Annotated in this window: 12 protein-coding genes; 8 read left to right on the top strand and 4 right to left on the bottom strand. The window is 47.4% G+C overall.

Features of this window, described 5'->3' with window-relative positions:
• Position 1: 1 nt before the first annotated feature.
• Genes J7623_RS22205 through J7623_RS22195 form a run of 3 tightly spaced genes read left to right on the top strand, consistent with a single transcriptional unit; the run spans position 2 to position 3143 of the window.
• The gene (locus tag J7623_RS22205) at positions 2-532 is read left to right on the top strand and encodes a hypothetical protein (protein WP_291924513.1); all 531 of its coding nucleotides are present in this window, start codon (positions 2-4) and stop codon (positions 530-532) included.
• 4 nt (positions 533-536) lie between these two features.
• Entirely contained in the window at positions 537-1703 is a 1167-nt protein-coding gene (locus tag J7623_RS22200) for a DUF4157 domain-containing protein (RefSeq protein ID WP_291924511.1), read from the top strand.
• A gap of 21 nt (positions 1704-1724) precedes the next feature.
• On the top strand, positions 1725-3143 hold the full coding sequence (locus J7623_RS22195) for an ATP-binding protein (RefSeq protein WP_291924509.1): 1419 nt from the start codon (positions 1725-1727) through the stop codon (positions 3141-3143).
• Between the two features lie 105 nt (positions 3144-3248).
• On the opposite strand, the gene J7623_RS22190 is transcribed toward J7623_RS22195, so the two are convergent.
• A complete protein-coding gene (locus J7623_RS22190) occupies positions 3249-5147 on the bottom strand; it encodes a hypothetical protein (protein WP_291924507.1) in 1899 nt (632 codons plus the stop codon).
• 111 nt (positions 5148-5258) lie between these two features.
• Here J7623_RS22190 and J7623_RS22185 point away from each other — a divergent pair, with 111 nt between their 5' ends.
• Positions 5259-6089 carry a DUF1080 domain-containing protein gene (locus J7623_RS22185; RefSeq protein WP_291924505.1) on the top strand — a complete coding sequence of 277 codons (831 nt, stop codon included), beginning with the start codon at positions 5259-5261 and terminating at the stop codon, positions 6087-6089.
• Between the two features lie 73 nt (positions 6090-6162).
• Here J7623_RS22185 and J7623_RS22180 read toward each other — a convergent pair whose 3' ends face one another.
• The gene (locus tag J7623_RS22180) at positions 6163-6921 is read right to left on the bottom strand and encodes an SDR family NAD(P)-dependent oxidoreductase (RefSeq protein WP_291924503.1); all 759 of its coding nucleotides are present in this window, start codon (positions 6919-6921) and stop codon (positions 6163-6165) included.
• Between the two features lie 158 nt (positions 6922-7079).
• Positions 7080-7508, bottom strand: coding sequence for a MarR family transcriptional regulator (locus J7623_RS22175; RefSeq protein WP_291924501.1), 429 nt, complete (start codon positions 7506-7508; stop codon positions 7080-7082).
• Between the two features lie 63 nt (positions 7509-7571).
• Between J7623_RS22175 and J7623_RS22170 the strand changes: the two genes are divergently transcribed.
• The 4 genes from J7623_RS22170 (at position 7572) to J7623_RS22155 (ending at position 12549) form a co-directional block, all read left to right on the top strand.
• The gene (locus tag J7623_RS22170) at positions 7572-9848 is read left to right on the top strand and encodes an excinuclease ABC subunit UvrA (RefSeq protein ID WP_291924499.1); all 2277 of its coding nucleotides are present in this window, start codon (positions 7572-7574) and stop codon (positions 9846-9848) included.
• Positions 9849-9898: 50 nt separating this feature from the next.
• The gene (locus tag J7623_RS22165; protein WP_291924497.1) at positions 9899-10585 is read left to right on the top strand and encodes a GNAT family N-acetyltransferase; all 687 of its coding nucleotides are present in this window, start codon (positions 9899-9901) and stop codon (positions 10583-10585) included.
• A 172-nt stretch (positions 10586-10757) separates the two neighbouring features.
• On the top strand, positions 10758-11669 hold the full coding sequence (locus J7623_RS22160) for a sterol desaturase family protein (RefSeq protein WP_291924495.1): 912 nt from the start codon (positions 10758-10760) through the stop codon (positions 11667-11669).
• Positions 11670-11973: 304 nt separating this feature from the next.
• Positions 11974-12549: a hypothetical protein gene (locus J7623_RS22155; RefSeq protein ID WP_291924493.1), complete on the top strand. Its 576-nt coding sequence runs from the start codon at positions 11974-11976 to the stop codon at positions 12547-12549.
• Here J7623_RS22155 and J7623_RS22150 read toward each other — a convergent pair.
• Positions 12546-13502 (bottom strand): hypothetical protein, encoded by a 957-nt coding sequence (locus tag J7623_RS22150; protein ID WP_291924491.1) that lies wholly within the window; start codon positions 13500-13502, stop codon positions 12546-12548. The two genes, J7623_RS22155 and J7623_RS22150, sit on opposite strands and share 4 nt — an antisense overlap.
• Between the last annotated feature and the right edge of the window lie 49 nt (positions 13503-13551).

The raw sequence follows: 13551 nt of genomic DNA, 5'->3' as shown, positions 1-13551 counted from the left end.
TATGCGAAGCTTCATTCAAATGTTACTGGCCTTACTGACACTTACTGTAATGATTTGGGTAGTGTGGCAGGGATACCTGCTCCTCCGGCAGGAACAACTGGGCCTGGAGCCCGCTACCCGGGCGGCGGTAGTCATTTTTGCAGCAGTTGCTGTGATTTGTGCGTTCATTCTTAGTAACGCCATCAGCAACCACGGGGATAAAATCCTGAAAGGAAAACAGTTCAGCCACCGGGTAGGCCTATACGAAAGATGCCTGGAAAGCTGGCAGGAAATAGTAGATGACCTGGAACCAGAGACAGATGTAAGAGTAAAACTAAACATCGGTGAGTTGGAAGCGCAGATGTTGCTCATGGCGTCTGCCAAAGTGATCAAAGCATTCCGCGAGTTACAGGAAGCAGCAGCTACTGACGGGGTGTTTGCTGATAGCGTTACATTAGCCCGGGAGCGGTTGCTGCTGGCCATGCGGGAAGACATTGGGCAGCCGGCCGATTATTTCGTGAAAAAAGAAATACAACATCTCTCTAAACAATAATACCATGGCTGTAAAAAAACAACTGCGCCGAAAAAAGAACAAAGGCGAAGGAAGGCCGGTGCAGCAATTCATCCAGGCAGAACCATCGCAGGAAACAGGGGAGAGTCATCCTACCTTCTTTCCTCCGGGGGCAAAGCCTCAAACCAAACTAACAGTCAGCAAACCCGGTGATACGCAGGAACAGGAAGCCGATAAAATGGCCGATAGCGTAGTACATCGGTCGGCAGATCCGCATATATCCAGGAAAGAAGGCGCTGGCGCCACTGCAGGCACAAAAGGGCTGACAGGGAATGCCAACACGAATAATAGCGGCAAAGTCGTTCGGCAGACTAACGGAAACGGGCAAACGTTACCGGCGGGTACCGTCACAGAAATGTCTCATAGCTTCGGATATGATTTTGGTAACGTGCGTATTCATACCGGTCCGGAAGCGCAGGCTGCAGCCGCAGAGCTACAGGCACAGGCATTTACTTACGGGGGTGAAATTTATTTCAACAAAGACAAATATAATCCGGGAACCCGGGATGGTAAATGGTTGCTGGCACATGAACTCACGCATGTAGTGCAGCAACAGGGACAGGAATTGGAAGTGGTGCAGAAAAAAGATGTACCTAATATTTCAACGCCGGTACCTAAGAAGATGAAAACAGACACTGATGCTGCCGGCGATGTAGTAAGTGCTACCGGTTCGGTAGGTTCCGTAAAGGTGATTATTTTGCCGGATATCCCGGGTCCGGTACCCCCAGGGAAATCAGCAGTGACTAATATTTCCTCTGCAGCCAGTTCACCCGCCTACGAAACTAAAAACGATAAGATATCTAAAATTATAGGGAAAGCTACCCTGGAAATTACCATTCAAACAGTGTATGACCCGGAGGCAGATCCTAAGTCTACTTCCATATATGGACGCGGTACTACCAAAAAAGATAAAAAGAGTGGCCATACCAGCCTGCGCTTCCACGAAGGTAGTCATGGCACTTTTGTACTAGGCTACCTGGCTAAACATAAAGTGCCTTCATTTACGGGCGCCATCGGGCAGTCTACGGAAAAGTATATAGAGGCAGGCGAGAAGTATCAGCAGAAGGTGGCCGAATATATGGAGAAAATGGATGCTGCCAATTACAAAGCAGTGGATTGCGTTGGCACCAAGGACGCCGACTGTAAACCTTAATGACCCTGAAAATATTGTTGTATGTATTGGAAGAAAAAAGAAACAGCCACCGTACCAGCGGAAACACCTGAAATGAATATTCCCGGCGTAGAGGGACAGTCTTTTCTGGCTACCTCTATGTCAGTGCTGATGAACGTAGCTGCTGCCCGGCTGGATCATTACTTCGGCCGCAAAGAAGAGTTTGAGCAGCCGCCTTTCGAATTAACAGACGACGACTCTCCGCTGGCGCGTTATGTAATCGATCATCATCTCTCCGTGGAAGAATATATTATACTGATGCTGGCTATCTCTCCGCATGTACATCCCGACCTCTTTACGCCGTTGATCCGACAATACCTGCCTAAAGGAGGGGATTTCCCGGAGTTTGGCGGCGTAAAGGGAGGTAATTACCGCGGTATCATTCCTACCGGTGAAACAGCCCTGTTTCTGCTGGCGGGCATGAATATGGATATGCGCCTGCACTATACTTCCTGGCTGAAAGGAGAAGTATATGGCGGCCGGGTAAACGGCAGCACTATTGAACGCCCCACCATTTTCCAGTCCGGCATCATCACGTTGGAGGATATACGGGAAGGTGAACCTGAAATGAGCGGACGGCTGCTATTATCGCAATCACGACTGGCAGAATTCCTGACGGGTAGAAAATGGCGCCCTTCTTTTGGCTCCAATTTCCCCGCTACTTTACTCGAAACAAAAATGGAATGGAACGATGTGGTGATATCCCGCCAAACGGAGCGTGAGTTGAAAATGATTCGCCATTGGTTGCAGTTTAACAACCGGATTTCGTCAGATGCCAACCTGGGCAGAAGAACCAAACCTGGTTACCGGGCGCTTTTCTACGGCCCGCCCGGTACGGGAAAAACATTAACTGCCAGCCTGCTCGGAAAGCAGTTTGGATTGGATGTATACCGGATCGATTTATCGCTGGTGGTATCTAAGTATATCGGCGAAACGGAAAAAAACCTGCAACAGATTTTTGACAGGGCAGAAGACTGGATCCTGTTTTTTGATGAGGCAGATGCTTTATTCGGTAAGCGTACCAATGTACAATCAGCGCACGACCGTTTCGCTAACCAGGAAGTGTCTTACCTGCTGCAGAAAATTGAAGAACATCCGGGACTGGTAATCCTGGCAACAAATTTCCGTAACAACATGGACCAGGCTTTCATTCGCCGGTTTCAAACCGTTGTACCTTTCAATCCGCCTAATGAACAGGAAAGCCTTGTGCTGTGGAATAATACCATGCCGGCCAATATCCCGTGGAGTGAAGATATCAGCCTGCAGGAACTGGCCCGCAAATATGAACTCACCGGCGCGTCTATCCTGAATATTGTACAGTCAGCCTCTATTCGTGCCCTGTCGGAAGACCGGCCCATTGATACACAAGACTTGCTGGAAGGTATTCAGCATGAATATTATAAAAACGGGAAATCGGTGTAGGAGAGCTTTTAGCCATTAGCTTTTAGTAAATGCAGCGAAGACCAACATATGATCAGCTCCGCTGCATTTACTAAAAGCTAAAAGCTAAAACCTAATGGCTAAAAGCTACTCCAGGTCGGGGACCTTGTACCCGTTATTGTACGGTATGACAAGTTTTTTCAGCGGAGCTTTTTTATTGCAATTGTATTGTTCCAATAGCAGGTCATATATCCGTTTGCCATTTTTCTCAAATCGGAATTTGGTTTCGAAGCACCGGATATGATCTTCACCACTGCCATTATCATATTCATAGTCGGTATCGATATGGGTGAGTGGTGTCAGTTTGCCCTGGTGTAAGGCCACCAGGTCGGCCCAGGATCGGTTTTCACCCATATGGGTTAACCCTCCTTCCAGCACAATTGCCAGGTGTTCATCTCCTATGCGTAATAGTTTGGCAAAATGGCCGGAGTAGCCATACATGCCGCCACCGCCTGCATTCAGGAGGAAAGTTTGCAGCTTCCATTTATCGGAAGTTTTGCTGAATACTAAAATGTCGCACCAGCCGGTGGAGGCGCCGTATTGTGGTCCCTGGGTGGCAAAAACAGCGAGGCAATACATTGTTTTATCATCCCTGAAAAAGCGTAGTGTATCGAGGTGCCGCTCCATGCGGTCATTTTCATCTCCTACAGGGGAGTCCATAGAAACGGTATCGTATACAGCTTTGGACAGGCGTAATACCTGTGCTTCCGTCAGGTCGGCCGGCGGCGCCATGTTCAGGTTCCAGTTATCTACCGCACGGGTGCTGCTGATAAGTTTAATCCCGGCGATTTTCCAGTCATCTCCTTTTTTCTGTAACTGGAATTGCTGTACGAAGGTGCCGCTACCATTAGTAGGATCTTCCACGTACATGGTGGCGGTAATAGGTACGGTAGTTTGACCAATGAGCGAAGGTGCTGGCTCCATTTTCAACAGTCGTGCCGCTGTAATACCGCCGTAGGCGTAGGTGTTGGAGAATTGGGCCAGGGTACCCCAGCGGCCGCCGGTACAATAGTTATAAGCCTGGTTAAAACGTTGCTGATCAAGGGCTGCTACAAAGGAGTCTATAACTTCTGCCGGCAGCAGTGGTGCTTTTATTACCGGCATATTCGTAGCAGTAGTGGTGAGCACATCGTTGCCCTGCAGGTAGTAAGTAATAGTACGAAATGCAGCGTATTGCGGTTTGTCGTTTTGCTTAACGGCTTGTTTTAACCAGTTGCCCTGTGCATCATATTCATACTCATAAGTACGCACGGTAGCCGTTTTCAGGCTGCTGCTGGTCATCGCGGAAATATCGCCCTGTGGGTTCAGCTCTATAGTGCTGAAGTTGTTTTGCTCCGGCGTTTTAGCATAGATGATACGGGTTTTAAATAGCAGCCCTTTGTTATCGAATTCGTTCTGGTAGAGGATATCGACCGTGGGGCTGACCATATGTTGTTCCGTCATGTTACCACTTTTATTATACGCATAGGTATATTGGGTAACGGTGTTGTCGGTCAGGGAGTTTTGCGTATTGCTGACAATCATCCCTTTTTTATTGTACCCAAAAGTTTCTTCGGTGATCACTGTTTGCCTGTTTTGATCCTGCAAGCCATAGCTGCTGATTTTTTGCAAACGGCCATCTGTATCATAGTGATATACTTTTTTTTGAAAGCCGGTGATGCTGTCTAACCGGTTGTTGGAATAGTAGTAGCGGCTATCCGGTGTGTTTTTTTCTTTGCTGCTGTAGTAGCCGCGTTTACGTAATAATCCTGAACGGCTGAATTCCATTTCTGTGCAGTAAAATGTAGGAATGTCCTGACCTTTGTCATCGTAGCCATAGTTACATTCTTTTATGGATTTAACAGCTCCGCGGAGTTGCCAGTCTTTTGCCGTAACAGGGCCGCGCGTATTTAAATGTTGTTGCCGTAAGTTATCATTGATCTCCTGCGCGTGTACGGTGAGGGATAATAACAAACCAATCGCCGTTAATGCTACCAGCTTATTCATTAATATATTCCAGTTTAAACGGCATCAAATATAGGAATAAATAAACCCTTTCATTCTTTGCATTAAAAAGTTATTTTGTACGCTGATTCAACCTTATAACTGCAGATTTCTATGAAGAAGTATTGTTTTCCAGGTATGATGCTGGCGCTGACGCTTTGTACCGGCGCGATGTCGTGTTTTCACGCAGCGACAAAAGACAGCCCCGGGCAAGATAAAAAAGGCAAATGGGTGTCCCTTTTCAATGGGAAAGATATGAACGACTGGATTGTAAAAATTCACCACCATGAAGTGGGAGATAACTTTGGGCATACTTTCCGTGTGGAAGATGGTATTATCAAAGTGCGGTATGATGAATACGGAGATTTTAACGAGCAGTTTGCGCATCTCTATTACAAGCAGCCGTTTTCTCATTATCACCTCAGGTTTGAGTATCGTTTTGTGGGAAAATGGTGCCCTACCGCACCCGAGTATACGTTGCTGAACAGTGGCGTGATGTTCCACTCGCAGGATCCGCGTACCATGCCGAAGGAGCAGGACTGGCCGATTTCTGTGGAAATGCAGTTACTGGGTGGTTTAGGAGATGGCAAGCCCAGGCCCACGGGTAATATGTGTTCCCCGGGAACCAACGTGGTGTATAAAGGGCAGCTGGAGCCCCTGCATTGCCTGGAGTCTACTTCTAAAACATATGAAGGCGAGCAATGGGTACGGGGTGAATTGATTGTGTTGGGTGATTCGCTCGTAACGCATATTATTAATGGCGATACGGTTTTGCAATATTCCAAACCGCAGATTGGTGGTGGTGTAGTCAATAATTATGATCCGAAAATTAAGATAGACGGAAAGTTATTATCAGAAGGGTTTATTGCCTTACAGAGCGAGGGTCAACCGGTTGATTTCAGGAAGATAGAAATCATGGATCTGTCTCCCCAAAAAAATAAATAACGATGAGCGATAAAAAAAGCGACTTCCTTTTCAGGGGAAGTCGCCTGCATCATTGGATCGGCTATAAACTATCTTATTTCGTGGTTTGACCACCATCAATTACATATTGTGCGCCGGTGATAAACTGGCTGTCGTCAGATCCCAGGAAAAGCGCCAGCTTACTGATTTCAAGCGGCGTGGCATATCTTCCTAATGGAATGCTGGCAGCAAATGCTTTCTTTACATCTTCCCCTTTGCCTGGTTCATATCCTTCCTCAATAGAGCGCATCATGCGGTTGTCTACCGGTGACGGATGTATGGTGTTGACCCTGATTTTCCGGGGAGCGGCTTCCAGTGCGGCGGTTTTCATGATACCCAGGGTAGCATGTTTACTGGTCGTATAGGCGATAAAGTTAGGAGAGGCGGTTAAACCCGCTACAGAAGAGGTGATGATCATGCTGCCGCCGTCGTTCATCTGTGGCAATACATATTTACAGCCGAGGAAAACGCCTTTTACGTTAACGGCGATTACTTTATCAAATACATCTTCCGGGAAATCTATAATTGGTTTTACAACGCCTTCAATACCAGCGTTATTAAAGAAGATATCAATTTTACCGAATTTTTTAATGGCTTCTTTGGCATATCTTTCTACGTCTGCTGCGATGGTGACGTTGGCCACCACATAGGCGGCGTTGCTGCCGAGGTCAGTAGCTGCTTTTTTAAGAGCAATTTCATCGAGGTCTACCAGTATTACTTTAGCCCCTTCTTCGATAAATAATTTAGCTGTTGTTTGTCCGATGCTTCCTGCGCCGCCGGTAATCAGGGCGACTTTGTTCTCCAGTCGTTTCATATTTTATATTTTTTAAGTCATTCAATACGAACAGTGGACTGCTATGCATAACAGCGGTGAGGGAGGTAAATAGGTGGGTGTTTTGGTAGGGCGAAGGTACGTGTTTTGCGGTAGGAGGGCTACACGTTTAACGTTTCCATAAGATATTAAAAAAGGGGTTATTCGTCCGGGTGGAGGTAAGTTTTGATCAGGTTACACAGCCGTATAAAGGTGGCCTGATCGCGTTCGGAAAGGATTTGTTGTAACTGACGCGTCATATTTTTCCGGAGTTTTTTGGCTTCATTTACCAGCTTTACTCCTTTAGGTGTGGCATCATTAAAGGCACTGCGACGATCTTCCAGGTCTCTTTCCTGTACAATCAATCCATCCTGCACCAGTTTTTTTATATGGCGGGATACGGCGGGAGCAGAGATATGGAATTGTTTGGCGAGCTGCCCTGTGGTGGATGCGCCACAACGGATGAGGTAATCCAGCAACAGGTACTGGGTGGCGGTTAATTTTTCGGTGCTGAACCTGTTTACCTGTGCAATGATGAGGCATTGCAGGTTCGTATAGGCTTGTTCCAGTTGATCGGCGGTATTAGGCATTATCATTGCTATTTGTTAACAAAGTTAATCATTAACTTTGTTAACTATTTAATTATTTCCTGTATGAAGCATCACTCCACTAATTTGATTGTCATCAAAGGCGCCAGGGAAAATAACCTGAAGAATATCGACATCACTATTCCAAAACGGCAGATCGTGGTATTAACCGGTGTGTCCGGTTCGGGGAAATCTTCACTGGTATTTGATACGATTGCGGCAGAAGCACAGCGGCAGTTGAATGAAACCTTCAGCAGTTTTATCCGGCACCGGCTGCCACATTACGGGCAACCGGATGCGGATTTAATGGAAAACCTGAGTCCTGCTATTATTGTGGACCAGAAGCCCATCAGGGGAAATGCGCGTTCTACTGTTGGGACGATCACCGATATTTATTCGTTATTGCGACTACTTTTCTCCCGCATCGCTACCCCGTTTGTGGGCTATTCCAATGTGTTTTCATTTAACCACCCGGAAGGCATGTGCCCCGTTTGCGAGGGGTTGGGAACCGTGGCGGTAATAGATGAAGACAAATTATTTGATCGTAGTAAGTCGCTGAATGAAGGCGCCATTTTATTTCCCGCATTTGATGTCAATACCGCTTTATGGAAACGCTACGTGTTGTCCGGATTTTTCGATAACGATAAGAAACTGTCACAATACACCAAAGCGGAATGGGAGTTGTTGTTATACCAGGAAGAGATTAAGCCACCTCGTCCGAAATCGGGCTGGTGGCCTTCCGCAAAGTATGAGGGCGTAATTCCCCGGTTCACCAAACGCTTCCTGGGCAAGGAAGCGGAGGAGAATAAAAAAACGTTGCAGTCAGCGCTGAAGCGGGTGGTGATGAAGGGACCCTGCCCGGAATGCGGGGGCGCAAGACTCAATAAAAAGATCTTAAGTGCTACTATTCATGGAAAAAACATCGCGGAATATGCGGCCATGCAGGTGAACGACCTGGTAAAAGAAATACGCCGCATAAAGGCGCCACAGGCGGTGACGATGGTAGCAGCGATGACAGAGCGACTGACGCATTTAACGGAAATCGGCCTGGGCTACCTGAGCCTGAGCCGGGAAACGTCCGGCTTATCCGGTGGGGAATCGCAGCGGGTAAAAATGGTGCGTCACCTGGGCAGTAGCCTGGCGGATATGTTATACATCTTTGATGAACCCAGCACAGGACTGCATGCACGGGATGTACACCAACTGAATGTACTCATGCAGCGATTGCGGGATAAAGGCAACACGGTATTGGTGGTGGAACATGATCCCGACGTCATACTGGAAGCAGATCATATTATCGACATGGGACCCGGCGCCGGAAAGCATGGTGGTACGGTAGTGTATGAGGGCACGGTAAAGGGATTGCTGCAATCGGGAACGCTCACAGGTACCTGTCTCCGAAAACCTGTTCAGGTAAAACAAACGGTCAGGAAATGGACGGATAGTTACCCGGTTCGCAATGCCAGCCTGCATAATTTACAACAGGTAAACGTGGATATTCCGAAAGGGATATTAACGGTAGTGACAGGCGTGGCCGGTTCCGGAAAGAGCAGCCTTATCAACGGGGTATTTACCCGCCTGGATCCGGAGGCCATCTGTATTAATCAGCATGCGCTGGCAGGCTCTGTGAGATCTAACCCGGCCACCTATACGGGAATTTCCGATATCATCCGGCAACTTTTTGCCAAAGCAAATAAGGTCAGCCCGGCGCTCTTTAGTTTTAATTCGGAAGGCGCCTGCCCTGCCTGTAAAGGGCTGGGCGTTACTTCCCTGGACCTGGCCTTTATGGATGACATCATCACCACCTGTGAAGTATGCCGTGGCCGCCGGTTTACGCCCAGGGTACTGGGTTACCTGTTCAGGGGGAAAAATATGGACGAAGTATTACGGCTTAACGTACAGGAAGCACTGGATTTTTTTTCAGAAGAAGAAATACAGGCGGTATTAAGACGCCTGGCAGAAGTGGGGCTTTCCTACCTGACGCTTGGGCAGCCACTGGACTCCTTATCCGGCGGAGAACGGCAGCGCATTAAGCTGGCCACCGAGCTAATGGCTTCGGGAAATGCCATTTATATACTGGACGAGCCCACCACCGGGCTACACCTCTCGGATGCAGGAAACCTGATCGTGTTGCTGAATAAACTGGTGGACAAGGGCAGCACCGTAGTGGTAATAGAACATAACCTGGATGTGATCAGCCAGGCCGACTGGATCATTGACATGGGCCCGGGCGCCGGCAGGGAGGGAGGGAAAGTGATATTTGAGGGAACACCGGCCGCCATACTGAAAGCAACACATTCCCTGACCGGCACCTTCCTGGAAAAGTATATTGGTGCCCGTTAGCCTGTCAAAAAAATGAAAACAGATGTAATGAAATAACTTACATTAGCCCCATGAAGGAAACCGTATTAGACAATCCCGCCTGGGGGGCGTTAACCAGCGTACAGGCCTCATTTGCAGCCGGAACGGAACATGCGAAACGATTTAAACCAGGTATCGTTCCCTTTATCGCCTGCAGCAACCCTCAGTCGGATAATATCAGCGAGCTGGATCCCTGGATGAACAGCAACGAAACTTTTTTTATCATCGGAGACTTGCCACCATTGCCGGCAGGCTGGGTGGTGGAGCATGAACTGCCCTGTGCCCAGATGGTGCTGGAAAACAGTATGCCACCCATGATGGACGAGGAAGGCGTGACCGTTGCCCGCCTGACAGCAGCAGATGCCACGGATATGTATAACCTGATCACCAGCCTGCAGCCAGGCTACTATAATATAGACACCCGTTTGCTGGGTAACTATTATGGCATCCGGCAGCAGGGCGAACTTGTAGCCATGGCCGGAGAACGCATACGCCTGACCGGGTTCACAGAGCTAAGCGCTATTTGCACCCGCACCGATTATGCCGGAAAGGGATATGCCCAGCGGTTAATCAATCGCCTTTGCCAGGATCATGCCGCAGCCGGCATCGTGTCTTATCTCCACGTTTCCCTGGCCAATGAGCGCGCTATTCGCATCTATCAGCATATGGGATTTGAGCAACGCCGGGAAATTGTGTTCCACCGCATACGCAAACAATAGTTTAGTAACCTCAAAAAAAACACTGGCAAAACCAGTAGAAACACGGATTTATCCGCCGGCACTTGCAGGAAATCTTTTTTAGTCGTAGTATAGGGGTTTATTTCGCGGGAATCGTCTTATAATCGAAATAAACCTGTAATCGGGAGAGTATCTCTTTGGAAAAGTATTACCTATGACAGAATCAACTTTGAGTTCGGCTATTTTTTATTTGTTCGGGACCATTATTATTTTAAGTCTGATCGAATCGTACTTCAGTTATAAACACGATCAGAAACACTATGAATCGAAAGACACATTAACGACCGTTTACCTGATGAGCGTTAACTTCCTGGTAAACGTAGTTATGAAATCGGGTACCTTTTTATTGCTGGATTTTGTATACCGCCGTTACCGTCTCTTTATTATTCCCAACGTATTTATTTACTGGACGGTGCTGGTCCTGCTGCAGGATTTCCTGTACTGGTTGCTGCACGCTACCGGCCACTATATCCGCCTGTTCTGGGCAGTGCATGTAACACACCACTCTTCCGAATACTTTAACCTGACCACCGGTTTCCGCTCCAGCGTATTTGAGCCCATGTACCGCCTGTTTTTCTTTGTACCACTAAGCTTACTGGGTTTTAGCGCCATCCATATTTTACTGGCTTATTACGTAACCCAGATTTATGGTAACCTGGTACATACCCAAACCATCGGTAAACTGCACCCCATCATCGAATATATTTTTGTAACCCCTTCTCATCACCGTGTGCATCATGCCAGCAATCCACGTTACCTCGATAAGAATATGGGTATGCTGCTGATCCTGTGGGACAGAATGTTTGGCACCTTCCAGGAAGAGCTGGAAGAAGATAAGGTAAGATATGGATTGGTGAAAGAACTGGAGAACAGGGGACCTGTAAATATCATATTCCATGAGTTTATCGCCATGGCGCAGGACATGAAGAAAACAGATGTATTGGCTGATAAGCTGAAGTATATGTTGTACGCACCAGGCTGGAGCCACGACGGTAATTCCCAAACCAGCAAGGACCTGCAACGGCAACTGGAAGCAGAAGAAAACAGGGCTTGCCTGGAAAGCTAAAAGGCAAAAGCTACATGCAGGTGTACAGCAGTCACGCCATGTCCATAGCGTGACTGCTGCCAGGTAACAGGACTCTCAAAAAATCTTTTTCCTTATCCCCATCATTCACAAACGGTTATCTTTTCCTGTCTAACGGGAACGCGTATCTTTTCTTAAAATTCACTACCTTTTGCTCACATTCCAACGGGAAGATCTATGCCTATTGTCTTTTTTTACCTGAGCAACCTTATTGTAGATGGAAGAAATTAACCGGCCGCTCCTTGCCGATGAAATTCGTTTGTTAAACAAGCTGAAAAGGAGCGCTATGAAACAGCGGGTATCCCGGTTTACCGTATCTGATTTCATTTTTATTTTCCTAACGGGACTGGCCTTCACGGAAATGGCTATACGTATTGATGTCCGCATCGCCACCTGGGTGTTTGGGACCGTTGCCTTTATGTGTTTTGCTTTTATACTGCTGGCACCCTATGAGATGTATCGCATCCGGCGGCGGTCGAAAAAAAGATGGGCACTGGCCAACCGGATGTTAATGGAAAACGGTATCCGCGTGACCCGTGTAAATGTACTGCAGGTGGCGCTGGCCAAAGAATATGAAGAGGAAGGCGATTTATTTATAGTAGAATACAAAGCAGGAGAGGTGCTCTACCTGTGGGATCATGATCATCAGCTGAAGAAACGATTCCCCTGCCAGCAGTTCGAACTCTATACACCCGACTTCACTTACCTGACCGGTCGCCCGGTGCACGCCCTCAGCGCCAAAATACAGCCTCGCGAAATTGATGCGCGCGCAAAGTGGAAGTACCTGAAAAAGTACGGCGGCCCCCAACATATGACAACGGAACAAATCGAATTCGAGGAATTGATGGAACGATTTAATTAACCGCGCAGCGCCCGCGAAATAAAATAGACATTCAGCACGATATATACCAGCAGCACCACCTGCGCCAGCAACAGGTCTATCCTGCGCGCTTTGTCAGGCCTGTTGGCTTTGATCAGCTGTAAGGACCACGCCGAAGAAGTAATCACCGCAAAAATGAAAAACAACGTAATGCCGTGCAGCGTATCTACCAGCGTGAAAGTAGTGGAGTCCGGCAGGGAAGAATCAATAATGTATTTATTACCAATAGCCGCAAATAAAGAACCTACGCCCAATCCAAAACGGGAGTCAATATTATCCGGATGGATGTAAAAGCAGATATAGGCAATGAGAAAAGATACATACATGCCCAGGAACATTTTCCAGAACAACTGGCTGGCATCCCGGCCAATCCCGATCCTGACCTGGAAGGAACTGTATTCCGTATGTGGCCGTGGTATGGAAGTATCGCCGAAGGCCGTTTCATAAGCTTTGATACCCGTAGCCATTTTAAAACTGTCGATATTCCAGCCTCTCAGCGTAAATCTTGGATCATACTGCTTTCCCAGCGAATCTACCTGGAACACCAGTGCATGTGAATCAAACTGGGAGTTTTCAATAGAGAAACGCAGCTTCTGCCGGTCAAAAGGGAAGTTATTGATCTTCCAGGAATCCTTCATCACACACTGCAATTTCATCAGCAAATAAATACGCCCATTGCTGGAGTCAATCGTGGAAAAAGATTTAGTGAAAGACTTGGCCTGTGGAATCTCCAGGTTTTGCACAAAATCAAATTGCTTGTTTTTATAGGTCAGCCACAACCAGAGGTTAAGGGTGTATTCACTTTGTTTGAAATCAATATCGTGTATGCTGGTAATGTAAATACCGGTTTTAACCGTATCCGGCGGCGTTTGCCGGGCAAAGGAAGGAATAACAGATAAAATGAAGCAGGTAAAAAGCAGCGCAGCTTTTTTCATTTATTTGTTTTTAGAAAGATGAATAACCAATCATTTACCTTCCCGATAA

Origin of the sequence: Chitinophaga sp., assembly GCF_017745275.1 — a bacterium.
Lineage (GTDB): Bacteria > Bacteroidota > Bacteroidia > Chitinophagales > Chitinophagaceae > Chitinophaga.
This window is presented reverse-complemented; position numbering and strand designations above follow the sequence as displayed.

Excerpts from the sequence above, each read along its gene's own strand:
- J7623_RS22205 (WP_291924513.1), top strand. The coding sequence starts at position 2 with ATGCGAAGCTTCATTCAAATGTTACTGGCCTTACTGACACTTACTGTA.
- J7623_RS22200 (WP_291924511.1), top strand. The coding sequence starts at position 537 with ATGGCTGTAAAAAAACAACTGCGCCGAAAAAAGAACAAAGGCGAAGGA.
- J7623_RS22195 (WP_291924509.1), top strand. The coding sequence starts at position 1,725 with ATGTATTGGAAGAAAAAAGAAACAGCCACCGTACCAGCGGAAACACCT.
- J7623_RS22190 (WP_291924507.1), bottom strand. The coding sequence starts at position 5,147 with ATGAATAAGCTGGTAGCATTAACGGCGATTGGTTTGTTATTATCCCTC.
- J7623_RS22185 (WP_291924505.1), top strand. The coding sequence starts at position 5,259 with ATGAAGAAGTATTGTTTTCCAGGTATGATGCTGGCGCTGACGCTTTGT.
- J7623_RS22180 (WP_291924503.1), bottom strand. The coding sequence starts at position 6,921 with ATGAAACGACTGGAGAACAAAGTCGCCCTGATTACCGGCGGCGCAGGA.
- J7623_RS22175 (WP_291924501.1), bottom strand. The coding sequence starts at position 7,508 with ATGCCTAATACCGCCGATCAACTGGAACAAGCCTATACGAACCTGCAA.
- J7623_RS22170 (WP_291924499.1), top strand. The coding sequence starts at position 7,572 with ATGAAGCATCACTCCACTAATTTGATTGTCATCAAAGGCGCCAGGGAA.
- J7623_RS22165 (WP_291924497.1), top strand. The coding sequence starts at position 9,899 with ATGAAGGAAACCGTATTAGACAATCCCGCCTGGGGGGCGTTAACCAGC.
- J7623_RS22160 (WP_291924495.1), top strand. The coding sequence starts at position 10,758 with ATGACAGAATCAACTTTGAGTTCGGCTATTTTTTATTTGTTCGGGACC.
- J7623_RS22155 (WP_291924493.1), top strand. The coding sequence starts at position 11,974 with ATGAAACAGCGGGTATCCCGGTTTACCGTATCTGATTTCATTTTTATT.
- J7623_RS22150 (WP_291924491.1), bottom strand. The coding sequence starts at position 13,502 with ATGAAAAAAGCTGCGCTGCTTTTTACCTGCTTCATTTTATCTGTTATT.